Annotated in this window: 20 protein-coding genes; 7 read left to right on the top strand and 13 right to left on the bottom strand. The window is 73.2% G+C overall.

What is annotated here, in order from left to right; all coding sequences use genetic code 11:
* The first annotated feature begins 18 nt into the window (after window positions 1-18).
* Window positions 19-987, top strand: coding sequence for a 1,4-dihydroxy-2-naphthoyl-CoA synthase (locus ASD16_RS01215; protein WP_055912019.1), 969 nt, complete (start codon window positions 19-21; stop codon window positions 985-987).
* Here the strand turns inward: ASD16_RS01215 and ASD16_RS21980 are convergent.
* The 3 genes from ASD16_RS21980 to ASD16_RS01205 form a co-directional block, all read right to left on the bottom strand.
* Complete coding sequence (locus ASD16_RS21980) at window positions 984-1,151, bottom strand: hypothetical protein (protein WP_200942798.1); 168 nt, start codon at window positions 1,149-1,151, stop codon at window positions 984-986. The genes ASD16_RS01215 and ASD16_RS21980 overlap by 4 nt on opposite strands.
* Window positions 1,152-1,269: 118 nt before the next feature.
* On the bottom strand, window positions 1,270-2,352 hold the full coding sequence (locus tag ASD16_RS01210) for a DUF3048 domain-containing protein (RefSeq protein WP_055912017.1): 1,083 nt from the start codon (window positions 2,350-2,352) through the stop codon (window positions 1,270-1,272).
* 75 nt (window positions 2,353-2,427) lie between these two features.
* On the bottom strand, window positions 2,428-3,522 hold the full coding sequence (locus tag ASD16_RS01205; protein ID WP_055912015.1) for a DUF3048 domain-containing protein: 1,095 nt from the start codon (window positions 3,520-3,522) through the stop codon (window positions 2,428-2,430).
* A gap of 93 nt (window positions 3,523-3,615) precedes the next feature.
* On the opposite strand from ASD16_RS01205, the gene menE reads away from it, so the two are divergent.
* Complete coding sequence (menE, locus tag ASD16_RS01200) at window positions 3,616-4,749, top strand: o-succinylbenzoate--CoA ligase (protein ID WP_157453751.1); 1,134 nt, start codon at window positions 3,616-3,618, stop codon at window positions 4,747-4,749.
* Window positions 4,746-5,618 carry a 1,4-dihydroxy-2-naphthoate polyprenyltransferase gene (locus ASD16_RS01195; RefSeq protein ID WP_055912013.1) on the top strand — a complete coding sequence of 291 codons (873 nt, stop codon included), beginning with the start codon at window positions 4,746-4,748 and terminating at the stop codon, window positions 5,616-5,618. The genes menE and ASD16_RS01195 overlap by 4 nt, the downstream gene beginning before the upstream one ends.
* Here ASD16_RS01195 and ASD16_RS01190 read toward each other — a convergent pair.
* Window positions 5,615-5,902 carry a DUF4229 domain-containing protein gene (locus ASD16_RS01190; protein WP_055912010.1) on the bottom strand — a complete coding sequence of 96 codons (288 nt, stop codon included), beginning with the start codon at window positions 5,900-5,902 and terminating at the stop codon, window positions 5,615-5,617. The genes ASD16_RS01195 and ASD16_RS01190 overlap by 4 nt on opposite strands.
* Before the next feature lie 57 nt (window positions 5,903-5,959).
* Here ASD16_RS01190 and ASD16_RS01185 point away from each other — a divergent pair, with 57 nt between their 5' ends.
* The gene (locus tag ASD16_RS01185) at window positions 5,960-6,277 is read left to right on the top strand and encodes a PLDc N-terminal domain-containing protein (RefSeq protein WP_055912008.1); all 318 of its coding nucleotides are present in this window, start codon (window positions 5,960-5,962) and stop codon (window positions 6,275-6,277) included.
* Between the two features lie 7 nt (window positions 6,278-6,284).
* On the opposite strand, the gene ccsB is transcribed toward ASD16_RS01185, so the two are convergent.
* Genes ccsB through ASD16_RS01155 form a run of 6 tightly spaced genes read right to left on the bottom strand, consistent with a single transcriptional unit; the run spans window position 6,285 to window position 11,598 of the window.
* A complete protein-coding gene (gene ccsB, locus ASD16_RS01180; protein ID WP_055912006.1) occupies window positions 6,285-7,310 on the bottom strand; it encodes a c-type cytochrome biogenesis protein CcsB in 1,026 nt (341 codons plus the stop codon).
* The gene (locus tag ASD16_RS01175; RefSeq protein ID WP_082570535.1) at window positions 7,307-9,007 is read right to left on the bottom strand and encodes a cytochrome c biogenesis protein ResB; all 1,701 of its coding nucleotides are present in this window, start codon (window positions 9,005-9,007) and stop codon (window positions 7,307-7,309) included. Before ASD16_RS01175 ends, ccsB begins: the two co-directional genes overlap by 4 nt.
* Complete coding sequence (locus ASD16_RS01170; protein ID WP_055912004.1) at window positions 9,004-9,807, bottom strand: cytochrome c biogenesis CcdA family protein; 804 nt, start codon at window positions 9,805-9,807, stop codon at window positions 9,004-9,006. Before ASD16_RS01170 ends, ASD16_RS01175 begins: the two co-directional genes overlap by 4 nt.
* The gene (locus ASD16_RS01165) at window positions 9,804-10,370 is read right to left on the bottom strand and encodes a TlpA disulfide reductase family protein (RefSeq protein ID WP_235523067.1); all 567 of its coding nucleotides are present in this window, start codon (window positions 10,368-10,370) and stop codon (window positions 9,804-9,806) included. The genes ASD16_RS01170 and ASD16_RS01165 overlap by 4 nt, the downstream gene beginning before the upstream one ends.
* Window positions 10,371-10,386: 16 nt before the next feature.
* Window positions 10,387-11,055: a histidine phosphatase family protein gene (locus tag ASD16_RS01160; protein ID WP_055912002.1), complete on the bottom strand. Its 669-nt coding sequence runs from the start codon at window positions 11,053-11,055 to the stop codon at window positions 10,387-10,389.
* 48 nt (window positions 11,056-11,103) lie between these two features.
* Window positions 11,104-11,598 carry a MarR family winged helix-turn-helix transcriptional regulator gene (locus ASD16_RS01155; RefSeq protein WP_055912000.1) on the bottom strand — a complete coding sequence of 165 codons (495 nt, stop codon included), beginning with the start codon at window positions 11,596-11,598 and terminating at the stop codon, window positions 11,104-11,106.
* Between the two features lie 106 nt (window positions 11,599-11,704).
* Between ASD16_RS01155 and ASD16_RS01150 the strand changes: the two genes are divergently transcribed.
* Window positions 11,705-12,262: a YceI family protein gene (locus ASD16_RS01150; RefSeq protein WP_055911998.1), complete on the top strand. Its 558-nt coding sequence runs from the start codon at window positions 11,705-11,707 to the stop codon at window positions 12,260-12,262.
* A gap of 56 nt (window positions 12,263-12,318) precedes the next feature.
* Here the strand turns inward: ASD16_RS01150 and ASD16_RS01145 are convergent, their stop codons facing one another.
* Together ASD16_RS01145 and ASD16_RS01140 are read right to left on the bottom strand one after the other, a co-directional pair.
* Entirely contained in the window at window positions 12,319-13,026 is a 708-nt protein-coding gene (locus ASD16_RS01145; protein WP_055911996.1) for a redox-sensing transcriptional repressor Rex, read from the bottom strand.
* A 50-nt stretch (window positions 13,027-13,076) separates the two neighbouring features.
* On the bottom strand, window positions 13,077-13,346 hold the full coding sequence (locus tag ASD16_RS01140) for a glutaredoxin family protein (RefSeq protein WP_055911994.1): 270 nt from the start codon (window positions 13,344-13,346) through the stop codon (window positions 13,077-13,079).
* An 84-nt stretch (window positions 13,347-13,430) separates the two neighbouring features.
* Between ASD16_RS01140 and ASD16_RS01135 the strand changes: the two genes are divergently transcribed.
* A complete protein-coding gene (locus ASD16_RS01135; RefSeq protein WP_369817943.1) occupies window positions 13,431-14,255 on the top strand; it encodes an HAD family hydrolase in 825 nt (274 codons plus the stop codon).
* Window positions 14,252-14,773, top strand: a complete 522-nt coding sequence (locus ASD16_RS01130; protein ID WP_055911993.1) for a GNAT family N-acetyltransferase — start codon at window positions 14,252-14,254, stop codon at window positions 14,771-14,773. Before ASD16_RS01135 ends, ASD16_RS01130 begins: the two co-directional genes overlap by 4 nt.
* Here ASD16_RS01130 and ASD16_RS01125 read toward each other — a convergent pair.
* Entirely contained in the window at window positions 14,770-15,795 is a 1,026-nt protein-coding gene (locus ASD16_RS01125) for an arabinan endo-1,5-alpha-L-arabinosidase (protein WP_082570533.1), read from the bottom strand. The genes ASD16_RS01130 and ASD16_RS01125 overlap by 4 nt on opposite strands.
* Window positions 15,796-15,798 lie beyond the last annotated feature (3 nt).

Here is a 15,798-nt window from a genome sequence, read left to right as displayed (position 1 = left end):
CGCGGTTAGGCTGCCGCCGTGACCTCCGAGCTGCCGGCCCCCGTCTCCGACACGTTCGACCCGACGCGCTGGCGCACGGTCGACGGCTTCGAGGACCTCACCGACCTGACCTACCACCGCGGGTTCGCCCGCCCCAGCGCGAACCAGGCGGCCCTCGGCGCGGTCGCGCGGGACCTGCCCGTGGTGCGCGTCGCGTTCGACCGCCCGGAGGTCCGCAACGCGTTCCGCCCGCACACCGTCGACGAGCTCTACCGGGTGCTCGACCACGCGCGGACGACCTCCGACGTCGGCACGGTGCTGCTCACGGGCAACGGCCCGAGCCCGAAGGACGACGTCTGGGCGTTCTGCTCCGGCGGCGACCAGCGCATCCGCGGCCGCTCGGGGTACCAGTACGCGTCGGGCGAGACCGCGGACGACGTCGACCCCGCGCGCGCGGGGCGCCTGCACATCCTCGAGGTCCAGCGCCTGATCCGGACCATGCCGAAGGTCGTCGTCGCGCTGGTGAACGGCTGGGCGGCCGGTGGTGGCCACTCGCTGCACGTCGTCGCCGACCTCAGCATCGCCAGCCGCGAGCACGCGCGCTTCATGCAGACCGATGCCAACGTCGGCTCGTTCGACGGCGGGTACGGCTCCGCGCTGCTGGCGCGGCAGGTGGGGCAGAAGCGGGCCCGCGAGATCTTCTTCCTGGCCCGCGAGTACTCGGCGGAGCAGGCGCTCGCCTGGGGAGCGGTCAACGACGTGGTCGACCACGCGCAGATCGAGGAGGCCGGGCTGGAGTACGCCCGGATCATCGCGACCAAGTCGCCGCAGGCGGTCCGCATGCTCAAGTTCGCGTTCAACCTGGCGGACGACGGCCTGGCCGGGCAGCAGGTGTTCGCCGGGGAGGCCACCCGGCTGGCGTACATGACCGACGAGGCGGTCGAGGGGCGCGACGCGTTCCTGCAGCGCCGCGAGCCCGACTGGTCGGGCTTCCCGTACGCGTACTAGCTGCTGGACATCGCCCAGCCGGCGAGGTCGACGATCGAGCCGAGGACCCCGGCGGCGCCGACCAGCAGAGCGACGAGCACGACGGCGGAGACCACGACGGCGCCGAGCGACCGGACGTCGTGCTCGGCAGGTGCGGGACGGGGGTGGTGCGTGAGGGCTGTCATACGTCCAGCCTCGCGCCCCGACGACGGCGGGACATCGACCCGCGGGCTCGTCGCTGTCCCGACCTGAGGTGGCCAACCGGCCCCCCGGGATCATCCCGTGGGCGGACAACCGATCCGCTCAGCTGAGCGTCAGCGACCCGCTCCCGGCCGGCACCAGCTCGACCCACGTGTTCCCCGGCGCGAGGTCGGCCGGCTTGCCGTCCATGGTGAAGAGCCGCATCGGGGCGTTGTCGGAGTCCTTCTGCCAGCGGACCGGCACCACCTTGCCACCCGTCGCGACGACCCCGTCGCCCGACCCGACCAGCGTGTAGGTGGGCACGGGGGCCCCACCCTGCGCGCCGAAGCCCGTGTTCGGGTGCTCGGCGGTGATCGACACGACGTTGACCGCCGACAGCCGCGCGCCGCTGCGCGCCGTCGCGGGCGTGCCACCCTCCGCCCGGAGCCACACGCCGCTCCCCGCGTCCCACGTCCACGTCGGGCTGGACGCCGGGGAGAGCCGGAACGCGAGCGTGCTCGCGGGCGTCCCGGCGGCGACGGCCGTCGCCCGGTCGGCACTGCGCGCGAACGTGAACTGCTCGCCCGGCGCCGCCTGGTGGTCGGCGTCCGCCAGGCTCCAGAACGTCGCGGGCGTGCCGTAGACGTTGTGCGGCGCGGCACGGTCCTTGGTCCGGTACATGCCCGGAGCGCCCGCGTCGTGGCTGATCATCTGCACACCGCTCGCGGCGACGAGGTCGAGGATGCCCGGCTGACCGCCCGAGAAGGCGAGCAGCCCGTGCATCGGCGCGAGGATCACCGGGTCCATCGGCCGGACGGACCGGATGGGCCCGACCTCCGCCGGGACCTGCGAGTGGAACACGGCGATGAACCGGGACACGTCGAACTCGACGATGGTCTCCCAGACGACGTCCGCCTGGTCCAGTCCCGTCTGCGGGCGGGCCACGGCGGTGTTCTCGATCTTCACGGCGAGCGAGGGCCGCACGACCGGCTCCCCTGCGACACCCGTCAGCGGCCAGGTCGGCGGGACGACGGGCACGGGAGCGGGCGCCTTGTCCGGCGCGATCGTCGGACCCTGCGTCACCGGGGCGGGCGGCTCCTGCGGCTCCTCCGGCGGCGGCGAGCTGCAGCCGGCGACGGCCAGGGCCAGGCCCGCGAGCAAGGCAACGGCCGCGCTGCGCGTCCCTCGTCGTGTCGTCGTCGTCATCGCACTCCCCTGTCGTTCGCCTGCACCGGACCAGGCTGCCACGCCACCGCTCCCGCTCCGGGGAGCCTGGCCGACTCAGCTGATCGTGACCGAGCCCGAGTCGACCGGGACCAGCTCCACCCACGTGATGCCGGGCGCGAGCGTGAGGACCGCGCCGTCGGCCGTCGCCAGGGTGAGGACCGCATCCGTCCCGGCCTTCGTCCACGTCCCCGTGACCGTCTTCCCACCGCTCGACACCGTGGCCTCCCCCGAGCCCTCCAGCACCGTCTCCGGGACCGGGTTGCCCGCCGGATCCGTCGTGCCCGAGTTCACCACCTGGACCTTCAGCGTCACCACGTTCGTCGCGGCGATCCGGGCGCCGGAGCGCAGCATCGCCGGAGCGGAGCCCTCCGCGCGGAGCCAGGTCGCCGACCCGGCGTCCCACGTCCACGTCGGCCGCGCGTAGCCGGACAGGTGCACGGCCACGGTCGACGACGGACCGCCGGCGACAGCCGCGGTGGCCTTCTCGGGCGCCTTCGCCATCACGAACTGCGCGGGCGGCACGGCGGCGTGCTCGCCGTCGGCCTGGTCCCAGAACGTCTGCGGCACGCCGTACACGTTGTGCGGCGCCGGACCGACGCCCTTCTTGCGGTAGAAGCCGTCCGCGCCGGCATCCATGCTGATGATCTGCAGGCCTGCGTTCTTCAGGTCCTGGACGAACTGCGGCTGGCCACCGGAGAAGGCGATCAGACCGTGCAGGGGGGCGGCGATCGCCGGGTCCATCGGGCGGACCGAGCGGATCGGGCCGACCTCGGCCGGCACCTGCGACTGGTACACGGCGACGAACCGGCTGATGCCGCCCTCGACGACCTGCTCCCAGACGAGGTCGGCCTGGTCCAGACCCGTCTGCGGGCGCGCCTCGCCCGAGTTCTCGACCTTGATCGCGAGCGCGGGCCGCACGGCGACCTCCGCGGCGACGACGCCGGTGAGCGGCCAGCGGGGCGGCACCACCGGTGCCGGCGGGGCGACCTTGGCCGCCTCGATGACGGGTGCCTGGGTCACCGGCGGCACCGGCGTCCGGTCGGTCGGGGACCCGCTGCACGCGCCGAGGAGCAGGGCAGCGCCGGTCGCGAGCGCGACGATCGCGGTGGATCGCCGACGGGCGGACGGGACGGTGAGGACGGACGGCACGGTGCTCCTTCGGGTGTGAACCGCGCGACACTCTACGGCGTGACGGTGTGCGTCCCGGCCGGGCACGCGCCGGGACGGACCTACGCTGAGCGGGTGATCCGACCCCTGCGTGACGTACCCGCGCGGCCGGACCTGCTGCTCCCGGCGCTCGCGGCGGCCCTCGCGGGGGCGGGGCCCGCGGTCGCACCCGGGTCGACCGCCGGGACTGTGGGCGACGACGTCGCCGTGGTCGTGCGGACCTCGGGGTCGACGGGCGAGCCGCGCGGCGTGCTGCTGTCGGCCGCAGCCCTGCGCGCGTCGGCGGGGGCGACGCACGACCGGCTCGCCGGACCCGGGCAGTGGCTGCTCGCCCTGCCGACGGACCACGTCGCGGGCCTCCAGGTGCTCGTGCGGTCGGTGCTCGCCGGCACCGTGCCGACGGTGCTCCCGCCCGGTCCGTTCCGGGCGGCGGCCTTCGCTGCGGCGGTCGGCGCGATGCCCGCGGGCGGGCCGCGGTACACCTCGCTCGTGCCCACCCAGCTCGTGCGGCTCCTCGAGGACGACGCCGCGACCGACGCGCTGCGCTCCTTCGACGGCGTGCTGCTGGGTGGGGCCGCGGCGCCACCGGACCTGCTGGCCGGCGCCCGCGCGGCCGGTGCCGCGGTCGTCACGACGTACGGCATGACGGAGACGTGCGGGGGCTGCGTCTACGACGGGCGACCGCTCGACGGGGTGTCCGTCCGGCTCGACGACGACGGTCGTGTCCTGCTCGCCGGCCCGGTGCTCGCCGACGGCTACCTGGACCGTCCCGACCTCGACGCGGAGGCGTTCGTGCAGGTGGACGGGGTCCGGCACCTGCGCACCTCGGACGTCGGGGCGTGGTCGGACGGGTCGCTCGTCGTGCTCGGTCGCGCCGACGACGTCCTGGTCAGCGGAGGCGTCAAGGTGCCGCCCGCGGCGGTCGAGTCGGTCGTCGCGAGCCTGCCGGGGATCGCCGAGGTGTGCGTCGTCGGCGTGCCCGACGCCGAGTGGGGGCAGGCCGTCGTCGCGGTCGTCGTCGCCCGCGCCGGCACCCGGCCGCCGACGCTGGCAGAGGTCCGCACCGCCGTCACCGACCACCTCGATGCCGCGCACGCCCCACGCCACCTCGTGGTCACGGACTCGCTCCCGGTGCGCGGCCCGGGCAAGATCGACCGTCGGGCCGCCACGCAGCTCGCCACCCGCCAGCTCGAGAGGAACGCCACGTGACGACTGCCAGCGACTGGGTGCAGGGTGCACGACCGCGGACGCTGCCGGCTGCCGCCGCTCCCGTGCTCGTCGGCACCGGAGCGGCCGCCCAGCTCGGGGAGGCCCACCTCGGCCGCGCGGCGCTCGCGCTCGGCGTCGCGCTGGCCCTGCAGGTGGGGGTCAACTACGCGAACGACTACTCCGACGGCATCCGCGGCACCGACGTGGACCGGGTCGGTCCGCTGCGGCTGACCGCGTCGGGCACCGCCAGCCCGGGGACCGTGAAGGCTGCGGCGTTCGCCGCCTTCGGCCTGGCCGCGCTGCTCGGGCTCGTCCTGGTCGCCGTGACCGGCCAGTGGTGGCTGCTCGCCGTCGGCGCCGCCGCGATCGTCGCGGCCTGGGGCTACACCGGCGGCAAGCGGCCCTACGGCTACCGCGGGCTCGGTGAGGTCGGCGTGTTCGTGTTCTTCGGCCTCGTCGCCGTGCTCGGCACCACGTACACGCAGGCCGACGAGCTCTCCTGGCCCGCGTGGGTGGGCGCCGTGTGCGTCGGCATGCTCGCGTGCGCGCTGCTCATGGCCAACAACCTGCGCGACGTGCCCACCGACGCCCTCGTCGGCAAGCGGACCCTCGCCGTGCGCATGGGTGAGCGGTGGTCGCGGCGCGCCTACGCCGTGCTCGTCATCGGGCCCGTGCTGCTCGGCGGGATCGGCTGCGCGTTCGCGACGCCGTGGACGCTGATCGTCCTGCTGCTCCTGGCGCCGGCGGTCGTCCTGTCCGTCACGGTGCTGCTCGGTGCGCGCGGCCGGGCCCTGGTCCCGGTCCTGGCAGGGACCGGTCTGCTCGAGCTCGCGTTCGGCGTGCTGCTCGGGCTCGGCCTCGCGCTCTAGCTGTCGCGCGCAGCCTCGTCGGCCGCGTCCTCGAGGTCGGCGTCCTCCTGCGCACGCTTGCCCAGCACCGTCCGGTCCCCCGCCGCACGACGACGCTCGACCCGCTCGGCCACCTGCCGGGCGGCCGCGTCCCGCGGGCCGGCGAGCAGCACGTAGGACAACCCCCAGGCGAGGAACGCCGCGACCACGGCCACGAGCCAGGTCCGCAACCCGGCCCACCAGAGCAGGCCGAGGCAGGCGCCGAAGAGCGCGAGGCGCAGGACCGAGTAGACGACGAAAGGCACGGTCCCAGGGTAGGCGCTGGGACAGCCGTGCCCGTCCCGGGCGTCTAGTCTGACGAGGTGAGGAACCTCGCCGTCCTGCTGATCATCGGACTGATCGTCTACTGCGTGATCGATGTCATCCGCAGCACCGACGACGAGCGCCTCGGGGTGCACCCGATCTTCTGGGTGGCGCTGATCCTCGTCGTGCCGCTCCTCGGTGCGCTCGTCTGGCTCGCCGTGCGCTGGTCCCGTCGGACCGCCGGCGGAGCGGACCCCTCGACGAGGAACCGACGCACCACCGGCCCCGACGACGACCCGGACTTCCTGTCACGGCTGGACGACGACCGGCGGCGAGCCGATCCGGGCACGTCCGACGACGCACCGCCGACGGCCTGAGCCCGCGTCAGATGCCCGAGTAGGAGTGCTTGCCGGTGACGACCAGGTTCACGACGGTGAAGTTCGCGAGCACGACGGCGTAGCCGACGAACACGAAGTACGAGGCCCGCCGGCCGCTCCACCCGCGTGTGGTGCGAGCGTGCAGGTAGGCCGCGTAGACGACCCACGCGACGAACGTGCCGACCTCCTTGGGGTCCCAGCCCCAGTACCGGCCCCACGCGTGCTCGGCCCAGATCGCCCCGCCGATGAGGGTGAGGGTCCACAGGACGAAGGCGATCGCGTTGAGCCGGAACGACATGGCCTCCAGCTCACGGGAGCCGGGCACCTGCTCGAGCCAGCCGAACTTCGGACCGCCGACCCAGCGGCGGAACCGGTCGGACCGGGGCGACGTGGACCCGACGGTGACCGCGGGCCCGTCCACGGCCGTGAGCGCTTCCTCGCGGAAGCTCCGCAGCACCTGGAGCACGGAGGCGGCGAACGCGACCGTGAAGATGCCGGTCGCGGTGATGGCGACGCCGACGTGGATGATCAGCCAGTAGCTCTGCAGGGCGGGCTGGACCTGGTCGGCCTGGATGTAGAACGCGTTGAGCGCGAGCACGAGGGCCAGCACCGCCAGACCCATGACGACCACGCCCACGAACGCGATGACGCGGCGGCGCTGGACGATCGTCAGGACGAGGACGGCGACGAACACGCCGACGATCGTGAACTCGTACATGTTGGCGGTCGGCCACCGACCGGCGGCGATGCCGCGCAGGACGATGCCCCCGAAGAGCAGGACGAGCCCGAGCACCGTGGTCGACCGGGCGATCCCCTCGGCGCGCGGGGACCGGCCGGGTGCGCTCTGCGCCTCGGAACCGGAGATCGCGGTGGCGGGACGCGACGCGGACGCCCCGGCGAGGACGGCCTCGGGCACGCGCTTCTGCGACCGCTCGGCGATGCGCGCGAGGTCCACGCTGTAGGCGATCAGGGCGATCGTGAACGCGGTCGCGGCACCCCAGACGAGCAAGGTGCTCAGGTCACCGGTGGTCATGGTGTGGCGTCTCCTGAGGTCGGGCCGCGGGGAGCGGCCGGGGGTCTGTCAGCCGTGCGGGTGAGCGTGTCCGTGAGCACCCTGTCGAGCTCGGGCTGGAGGCCGACGTCGTCGCCGCGCGCCAGCCCGGCCGCGGTGACCACTGTACGACCGGCGTCCTCGCCGGCGCCCGGGCTGAGACGCAGCCAGAGGCGGCGCCGCGGCGCGAACAGCGAGGTGGCGAGCCCGGCGAACGCGAGCAGCGCGAACACCAGCACGAACGGCAGGGCGGGGTCGTGGCGCAGATCGAGTGCGACGTACCGGGGCAGCCCGTCGAACGTCAGGGTGCCCATCCCGTCGGGCAGGTCGACGGTCTCGCCCGGGCGCACGACGAGGGTGACCGGCTTGTCGTCGTCGTCCATGAGCTGTGTCATGCGGGCCTCGTCGAGCTCGTACACGTTCTGCGGGACGCCGGTGTCGAGGCCGAGGTTGCCCCGCCAGACGGCCAGCACGAGCGCGGGGTCGTCGGGCTGCGGGTTGACCGAGGCGTACGCCGGTCCGAAGGACGTCTCGCGCACGTCGACGGTGGGCAGCAGGTAGCCGACGAGGCCGATCTGCTCCTGGTCGCCGGACACGTCGGGCACCTTGACGACGCCGCGCGACGTGTACACCTCGTCCTGCGGGAGGAACGGCGTCGGACCGGAGAACGCGACCTCCCCGGACGCGTCGCGCACGGTGATGTCGGGGGCGTACCCGTTGCCCTGCAGGTAGACCTTGGCACCGCCCGCGTCGAGCGGGTGGTTGACCTTGATGGTCTCCTCGACGGGCTCCTCGCCGGGGTTCGTCAGCGTGACGTGCGCGGTGAAGTCGCGGGACTGCAGCGTGTCCGGGTCGAACCGGGACTCGAACTCGTCGAGGCGCAGCGTGAACGGCACGAGGCTGGACGGCGTGAACGCGGTGCCCTGCTCGAAGGTGTCGTAGTCGACCTGCGCGTTGGCGAACCCGCGGCCCTGCACGACGATCGCCTGCCCGCGGTAGTGCAGCACCTGCCCGGTGGCCACGGAGATCAGCAGCCCGACGAGGGCGAGGTGGAAGACGAGGTTGCCGGTCTCACGCAGGTAGCCGCGCTCCGCGGACACCGAGACCGTGCCGTCGCCCTCGTCGCGGGTGTCGACGCGGTACGTCGGGACGAACGGGAGCCAGCGCCACCCCCCGCGCAGCACCGCCACGGCGTCGTCGGCGACCTGCGACGGCGCGGCGTCCACGAGGCCGGACCCCTGCGCGGGGAACCGCGTGAACCGGCGGGGTGCGCGCGGCGGCCGGCCGCGGACACCCGCGAGGTGCACCTTGGTGCGGGGCAGGATGCAGCCGACGAGGGAGACGAACAGCAGGAGGTAGATCGCCGAGAACCAGACCGACGAGTACACGTCGAAGAACCCGAGCCGGTCCAGCCAGGGGCCGGTCGTGGGGTGGTCGGAGATGTACGTCGCGACCTTGGCGGTGTCCTGCGCGCGCTGCGGCCACACCGTCCCGGGCACCGCGGCGACGGCCAGCAGCATGAGCAGCAGCAGGGCGACCCGCATGCTGGTGAGCTGTCGCCAGGCCCACCGGCACCAGCCGACGAAGCCGAGCGTCGGCAGGTTCGGGGGCGCTGCCGGCGGGGCCTCGGTCGGCTCCATGAAGACGTCGGAGAGGCCCTCGGGCCGGTGCACGCTCATACGACCGGCACGAACGGGTCGCCGCCGACGAGGACACCCTGCAGCCACGAGGACCAGGTGCCCCACACGCCCGTGACCAGGGCGATCCCGAGGATCACGAGCATCGCGCCACCGAACCGCATGATGGCCAGGCGGTGCCGGCGCAGGAAGCCGAGCGCGCCGGCGCTGCGGTCGACGAACAGTGCGACGAGCAGGAACGGCAGCCCGAGCCCGAGGCAGAACGCGACGGCGAGCAGCGCACCGCGGCCCGCCGACCCGCCGTCGAGCGACAGGGTGAGGATCGCGGCGAGCGTCGGGCCGATGCACGGCACCCAGCCGAGCCCGAAGGTGACGCCGAGCAGCGGCGCCCCCCACAGGCCGGCACGGGGCGCGAGATGGACCCGCTTCTCGTTCTGCAGGAACGGGATCAGCCCGAGGAAGCCGAGGCCGAGCACGATGACGACGACACCGAGCACGCGCGTGATCGGGTCCTGGTACTCCACCAGCAGGCCGCCGAGCGACCCGGCGAGGACGGCCAGCGCGACGAACACCACGGTGAACCCGGCGACGAAGAGTGCGACCCCGAGCAGCACGCGGCTGCGCGCAGGGGCCGTCTTCACGAGCGTGTCACCCTCCGAGAACACGCTCTGGGCCGACCCCGTCATCCCTCCGAGGTACCCGACGTACGCCGGGACCAGCGGCAGCACGCACGGGGACGCGAACGACACGAGCCCGGCGATCAGCGCCACCGGGACCGCCAGCAGCAGCGACCCCGAGATCACGGTCTGGCCGAAGGCGTCGCCCGCGTCGGCAAGCATCATGACGAGGGCGTCTCGGCCAGCAGCTCGTCGACCATCGAGCGCAGCGTCGACGGGTCGGCCAGACCGAGGATGCGTCCGGCGACCAGGCCGTCGCGGTCGAGCACGACGGTCGTCGGCACCGCGTTCACCGGGACCGTGCCCTGCAGGGCGGCGATCGCGGCGCCGTCGGTGTCCGCCAGGCTCGGGTACGGGACCTCGAACTGGCGCTCGAAGGCCTGCGCGGTGCCCGCGTCGTCGGTCCGGTTGATGCCCAGCAGCCGCACGCCGTCGGCGGCGTAGTCGGTGGACAGGGCCGCGAGGTCGGGGGCCTCGGCACGGCACGGCGGGCAGTTGGCGTACCAGGTGTTGAGCACCACGACGTCGCCGCGCCAGTCCGCCACGTCCTGCGCGGTACCCGCGAAGTCGGTGCCGGACAGCTCGAGCGGGCCGGAACGGTCGCCGACGGCCCAGGTCGTCGTGCTGCCGTCGCCGGACTGGTAGCCCTGGCCCGTCACGTCGTCGGGCGTCGTGGACCCGCTGTCGGGCGTGCAGCCCGCGAGCAGCAGGACGGCCAGCGCGGCCACGGCAAGAACCCGCACGTCAGGCCCCCGCGACCGTCGAGGCACCGGGCAGCAGCACCGCGGCGGGCTCGCTGTACCCCACGCCGACCAGGGTGTCGCCCTCGTAGCGCAGGCTGGTCAGCGAGGCGACCGAGCACTGCCGCTTGCGGGGGTCGTGCCACAGGTGCCGGTGCTCGAGCGCGAGCCGGGTGACCCACACGGGCAGCTGGTGGCTGACCAGCACGGCCTCGTGCCCGCGGGCGAGCTCCCGCGCGCTCTCGACGGCCGCGAGCATGCGGTCCACCTGCTCCTTGTACGGCTCGCCCCAGGACGGCCGGAACGGGTTGCGCAGGTACGGCCAGTGCTCGGGGTGACGCAGCGAGCCGTCGCCGACCCCGAAGGTCTTGCCCTCGAAGTGGTTGCCGGCCTCGATGATCCGCTCGTCGGTGCGGATGTCGAGACCGAACGCCGCGGCGATGGGTCCGGCGGTCTCCTGCGCGCGCTGCAGCGGGGAGGCGATGACGGCGACGACGTCGCGGCGCGCGGTAGCCGCCGCCCCGCCTGAGCTTCCTGAGAGATAGTCCGCCACCATGTCCGCCATCGCCCGGCCACGCTCCGAGAGCCGGTATCCGGGCAGCCGTCCGTAGAGCACGCCGTCGGGGTTGTGCACCTCGCCGTGCCGCATCAGGTGGATCGTGGTCGCGACCATGGGCTCAGTCTCGCAAACACTCCTGTGCGCGACGGACACGGGACGGGGTCACTCGACGTGACACGCGCCACCCGTCAGGTGCACGCGGACCGTCTCCATCGCGTCGCCGAGCGCGGCGAACTGCTCCGGCGTCAGCACGTCGACCAGGTGGTCCCGCACGGACTGCACGTGGCTCGGGGCGGCGGCCACGAGGACCTGCCAGCCCTTCTCGGTCATGGTGCAGTTCACGCCGCGGGCGTCCTCCACGCAGGGCAGCCGCGAGACGAGCCCCTGCTCCTCCATGCGCCGGATCGTGTGCGTGAGCCGGCTGCGCGAGTGCGCGAGGTTGTCGGCGAGCTGCGCCATCCGCAGCGTGCGGTCGGGCGTCTCGGAGAGCCGGACGAGCACCTCGTACTCGTGCGTGGACAGCCCCGTCTGCTGCTCCAGCTCGTGCTCGAGCGCGGCGAACAGGCGGGCCGCGCCGCCACGGAAGGAGCGCCACTGGGTCTGCTGCTCGGCGGTCAGCCATTCCACCGTCTGCGCGGTGGGTGTGTCAGTGGTCACAGCGTGGCCTCCGTCCTTCGGTCAGGGCTTGCGGGTCTGGCACGAGTGTAGTACAACTTTGAACTAACAGTTTGGTTGACAGTTCAACAACCACGGAGGACAGACCATGAGCACCGCCACCACCACCCTTCCCGCCGGCCTCACCACGGGTACCTGGGCCGTCGACGCCTCGCACACCGAGGCGGCCTTCACCGTCCGGCACGCCGGCATCTCCAAGGTCCGCGGCACCGTCGCGGTCACCGACGGCACCGTCACGGTCGGTGAGGACCTCGCGAGCACCTCGGTCTCCGTGACGCTGGACCCGTCGACCGTCAGCACCGGCGACGCCAACCGCGACGGCCACCTCAAGAGCGGCGACTTCTTCGACGTGGAGAAGTTCGGCCAGTGGACGTTCGTCTCCACCGAGGTCCGCGAGGCCGGCACGAGCTACGTCATCGCCGGTGACCTCACCATCCACGGCGTCACGCAGCCCGTCGAGCTCGAGACCGAGTTCAACGGCACCGCGGTCGACCCGTTCGGCAACCAGCGTGCGGGCTTCGAGGCCAGCGTGACGATCTCCCGCAAGGACTTCGGCCTCACCTGGAACGCGGCCCTCGAGGCCGGCGGCGTCCTGGTCTCCGACAAGGTCGTCATCGCCCTTGACGTCTCGACCATCAAAGGCTGAGAAGTAGCCACGGCCGGGCCTGTGTCGTCCTGACACAGACCCGGCCGTCGGCATGCTCAGGCTCCCGTGCCCGTACGACGGCGGTCGTGGAACGCGAGGATCTGCAGCTCCGAGGCGACGTCCACCGCCCGCAGGTCCACGTGCTTCGGCACCCGCAGCGCCCGCGGGGCGAACGTGAGGATGCCGACGACACCGGCCGCGACCAGCTCGTCGCAGACGTCCTGCGCGACGGCCGCGGGCGTGGCGATGATGCCGATGGTGGCGTCGGACGCGCTGACCACATCGTGCAACGACGACGGCGGCTGCACCAGGAGGCCGCCCACGGTCGTGCCCACCACCGCGGGGTCGGCGTCGACCAGCCCGACCACCGCGAACCCCCGCTCGGCGAACACCGAGTAGCTGGCCAGCGCGTGGCCGAGGTTGCCGATGCCGACGATGACGACCCGCCGCTGCGTCGTCAGGCCCAGCACCACCGAGATCTGCTCGGAGAGGTGCAGGACGTCGTACCCCACGCCGCGCCGACCGTACGAACCCAGGAACGACAGGTCCTTGCGCAGCTGCGCCGGGGTGACACCCGCGCCGGCGGCCAGCTCCTCCGACGACGTGGTGACCACCCCGTCGGCCGTCAGGCCGTGCAGGACCCGCAGGTAGCCGGGCAGCCGCGCGACGGTGGCCGTCGGCACGTCACGCGCGCCGGACCGCCCGGTCGCACCCGGCTCCGCTCCCCTGGTGTGCGCCCGGGGTCCCCTCCGCTGCGTGTCCACATCGACTCCCGCGAACGCCCCGTGGGACCCGGTCGCCCGAGCCCTGCTGGTCAGGCTAGGGGGCGAGGACCAGCCGCGGTAAGGGTTCGGCGCAGCCGGTTCGCGTCGATCCGCCAGTAACCCTGCTGGACTCCGTCGACCTCGACCACGGGGACCAGCTCGCCCAGCTCGGCGGCGAGGTCCCGGCCGGGCGTCGAGGCGGTGTCGATGTCGACCTCGGTCCAGTCGGTCCCGGTCTCCGCGCACACCGTCCGCACCACCTCCCGCGCCTCGTCGCACAGATGGCAGCCGGCCCGGCCGAAGAGCACCACACGCGTCATGGCCTCACCGTCTCACGACGCTCCCGCCGTCGTTAGAGTGACCGGGTGCGTCAGGCGTCCGGGAACCCCAGCGTCCCTCTTCCCGTGCTGCGGGAGCCGGGGTCCGGTGCGGACGGTCCGGGCGTCGGTGCGTTCTTCGACGTCGACAACACGATCATCCGCGGCGCCAGCGCGTTCCACCTGGGCGTGGGTCTCTACCGGCGCGGCTTCTTCCGACGGCGCGACCTGCTCGAGTTCGGGTTCCACCAGTTCCGGTACCTGACGTTCGGCGAGAACAAGCACCAGATCGACGAGGTCCGCAGCCGGGCCCTGTCGATCATGAAGGGGCACTCGGTGGCCGAGGTCACCGCGATCGCGGAGGACGTCTACGACGAGGTCCTCTGCCTGCGCATCTACCCGGGCACGCAGCGCCTCCTCGACGAGCACATCGCCGCCGGCCACTCCGTGTGGCTCGTCACCGCGACGCCCGTGGAGATCGGCTCGCTGATCGCACGCCGCCTCGGGGTCACCGGGTCGCTGGGCACCATCGCCGAGCACGAGGACGGCTTCTACACCGGCCGGCTGGTGGGCGACATGCTGCACGGTCAGGCCAAGGCCGACGCCGTGCGCGCGATCGCCGAGCAGGAGGGCATCGACCTGGCGGCGTCGTACGCGTACGGGGACTCCACCAACGACGTCGCGATCCTGTCCGAGGTCGGCTTCCCCTGCGCGATCAACCCCGACCGTCGCCTGCGCCGCTACGCCGCCACCGTCGGCTGGCCGGTGCGCGAGTTCCGCAACCGCCGTCGCAACGCCCGCCGTGGCACCACGGTCGCCAGCCTGGCCGGGCTGGCCTGGGCCGGCGGGCTCATCGCCCGTGCCATCGTCCGCTCCTGGCGCGGTCCCGGCGGCCCCGAGGACGTCCTGTGACGGTCCGGCCCGCTGAGCACGGCGAGCTCGACGCGCTCGCTCGCCTCGCTGCCCTGACGTTCCCGCTCGCCTGTCCGCCCGGGTCCACCGAGCAGGACCAGCAGGCGTTCATCGAGGCGGTGCTCTCGCCTGCACGGTTCGCGGAGTACCTCGACGACCCCTCCCGGGACGTGCTCGTGGCCGGGGACGACGAGCTCGTCGGCTACACGATGCTCGTCGCCGGCGAGCCCGCCGACGAGGACGTCCAGGCGGCGCTCCACCTGCGTCCCACCATCGAGCTGTCCAAGTGCTACGTGCACCCCGACCACCACGGCGCCGGGATCGCGAACGCACTCATGGCCGCGTCCCTGGAGGTCGCCCGCGAGCGCGGCGCGCACGGGATGTGGCTGGGCGTGAACCAGCAGAACGCCCGCGCGCAGGCGTTCTACGTGCGCTCCGGGTTCGCGGTCGTCGGAACCAAGCACTTCACCGTCGGCACCCGGGTCGAGGACGACTACGTGCTCGAACGGCCCCTCTAGCCTTCCTGCTCCGCTGCGGTCGTCGCCACCGGCCAGCCCTCGTCGTCCCACGCCAGCTCACGCAGCTCGAGCCGGAAGTCGCCCCCCGCCGCCGCGTCGTAGTAGTGGAACGCGAGGTACCCGTGGGAGAACGACTGGCCGCCCGGTCCGACCATGTCCCCGGTCGTGGTCAGCAGCTGCTCGCCACCGTCGAGGGTCATGTCCTTGCCGGACCGGTCGACGTACGGACCGGTGACGTCGCGCGAGCGTCCGACGGCGATGTTGTACGTCGAGTCGCTGCCCTTGCAGCAGGCGTCGCGGGACACGAACAGGTAGTACCAGTCGTCGTGGAGCACCAGGTAGGGGGCCTCGATCGCGTTCGGGGGCGAGGTGCGGCTGGCGATCGTCACCGGTGACGCACCCTCGACGGGCTTCCCCGACGGCCAGCTCAGCTCCACCAGCTGGATGCCGCCCCAGAACGAGCCGAACGCCATCCACGGCGTGCCGTCCGCGTCCGTGATCACGCCGGGGTCGATCGCGTTGTAGTCGGTCTCCCCCGGCTCCGACCGCAGCACCTCGCCCTGGTCCACCCAGGCGTAGTTGGGGTCGTCGGGGTCGAGGGTGGTGTTCGTCGTCAGGCCGATCGCTGACCGGTTCGAGCCGAAGGTGGACGCCGAGTAGTACAGGTAGAACGTGCCGTCGTGCTCGACCACCTCGGGCGCCCAGAAGTTGGACACCCCGGGGACCGCCTCGTACGCCCACTCCGGGCGGGTCCCGGCGTCCCAGACGGTGCCGACGAGCTCCCACGTCAGGCCGTCGTCGGTGGACCGCCGGATCTGCGGGGAGCCGAGACCCGTGCGGACGTCACCCGTCGAGAAGACGTACCAGGGCTCGCCCTCGTCCCCGACGACGAGAGCCGGGTCGTGGGTGTGGATGTCCCCGCTGAGGGACAGCGCGGTCGCGGCGGGTGGTTCCGGTGCACAGGCGGCGGTACCGGCCACCAGGGCGAGGGCGACGGCACCCGCCGCGACGGCGCGACGCACGGC

It is taken from the genome of Cellulomonas sp. Root485 (assembly GCF_001426705.1).
In the GTDB taxonomy this organism is placed as follows: Bacteria; Actinomycetota; Actinomycetes; order Actinomycetales; family Cellulomonadaceae; genus Cellulomonas.
The sequence above is the reverse complement of the archived record's forward strand: the minus strand, read 5'-3'. Positions and strand labels throughout refer to the sequence as shown.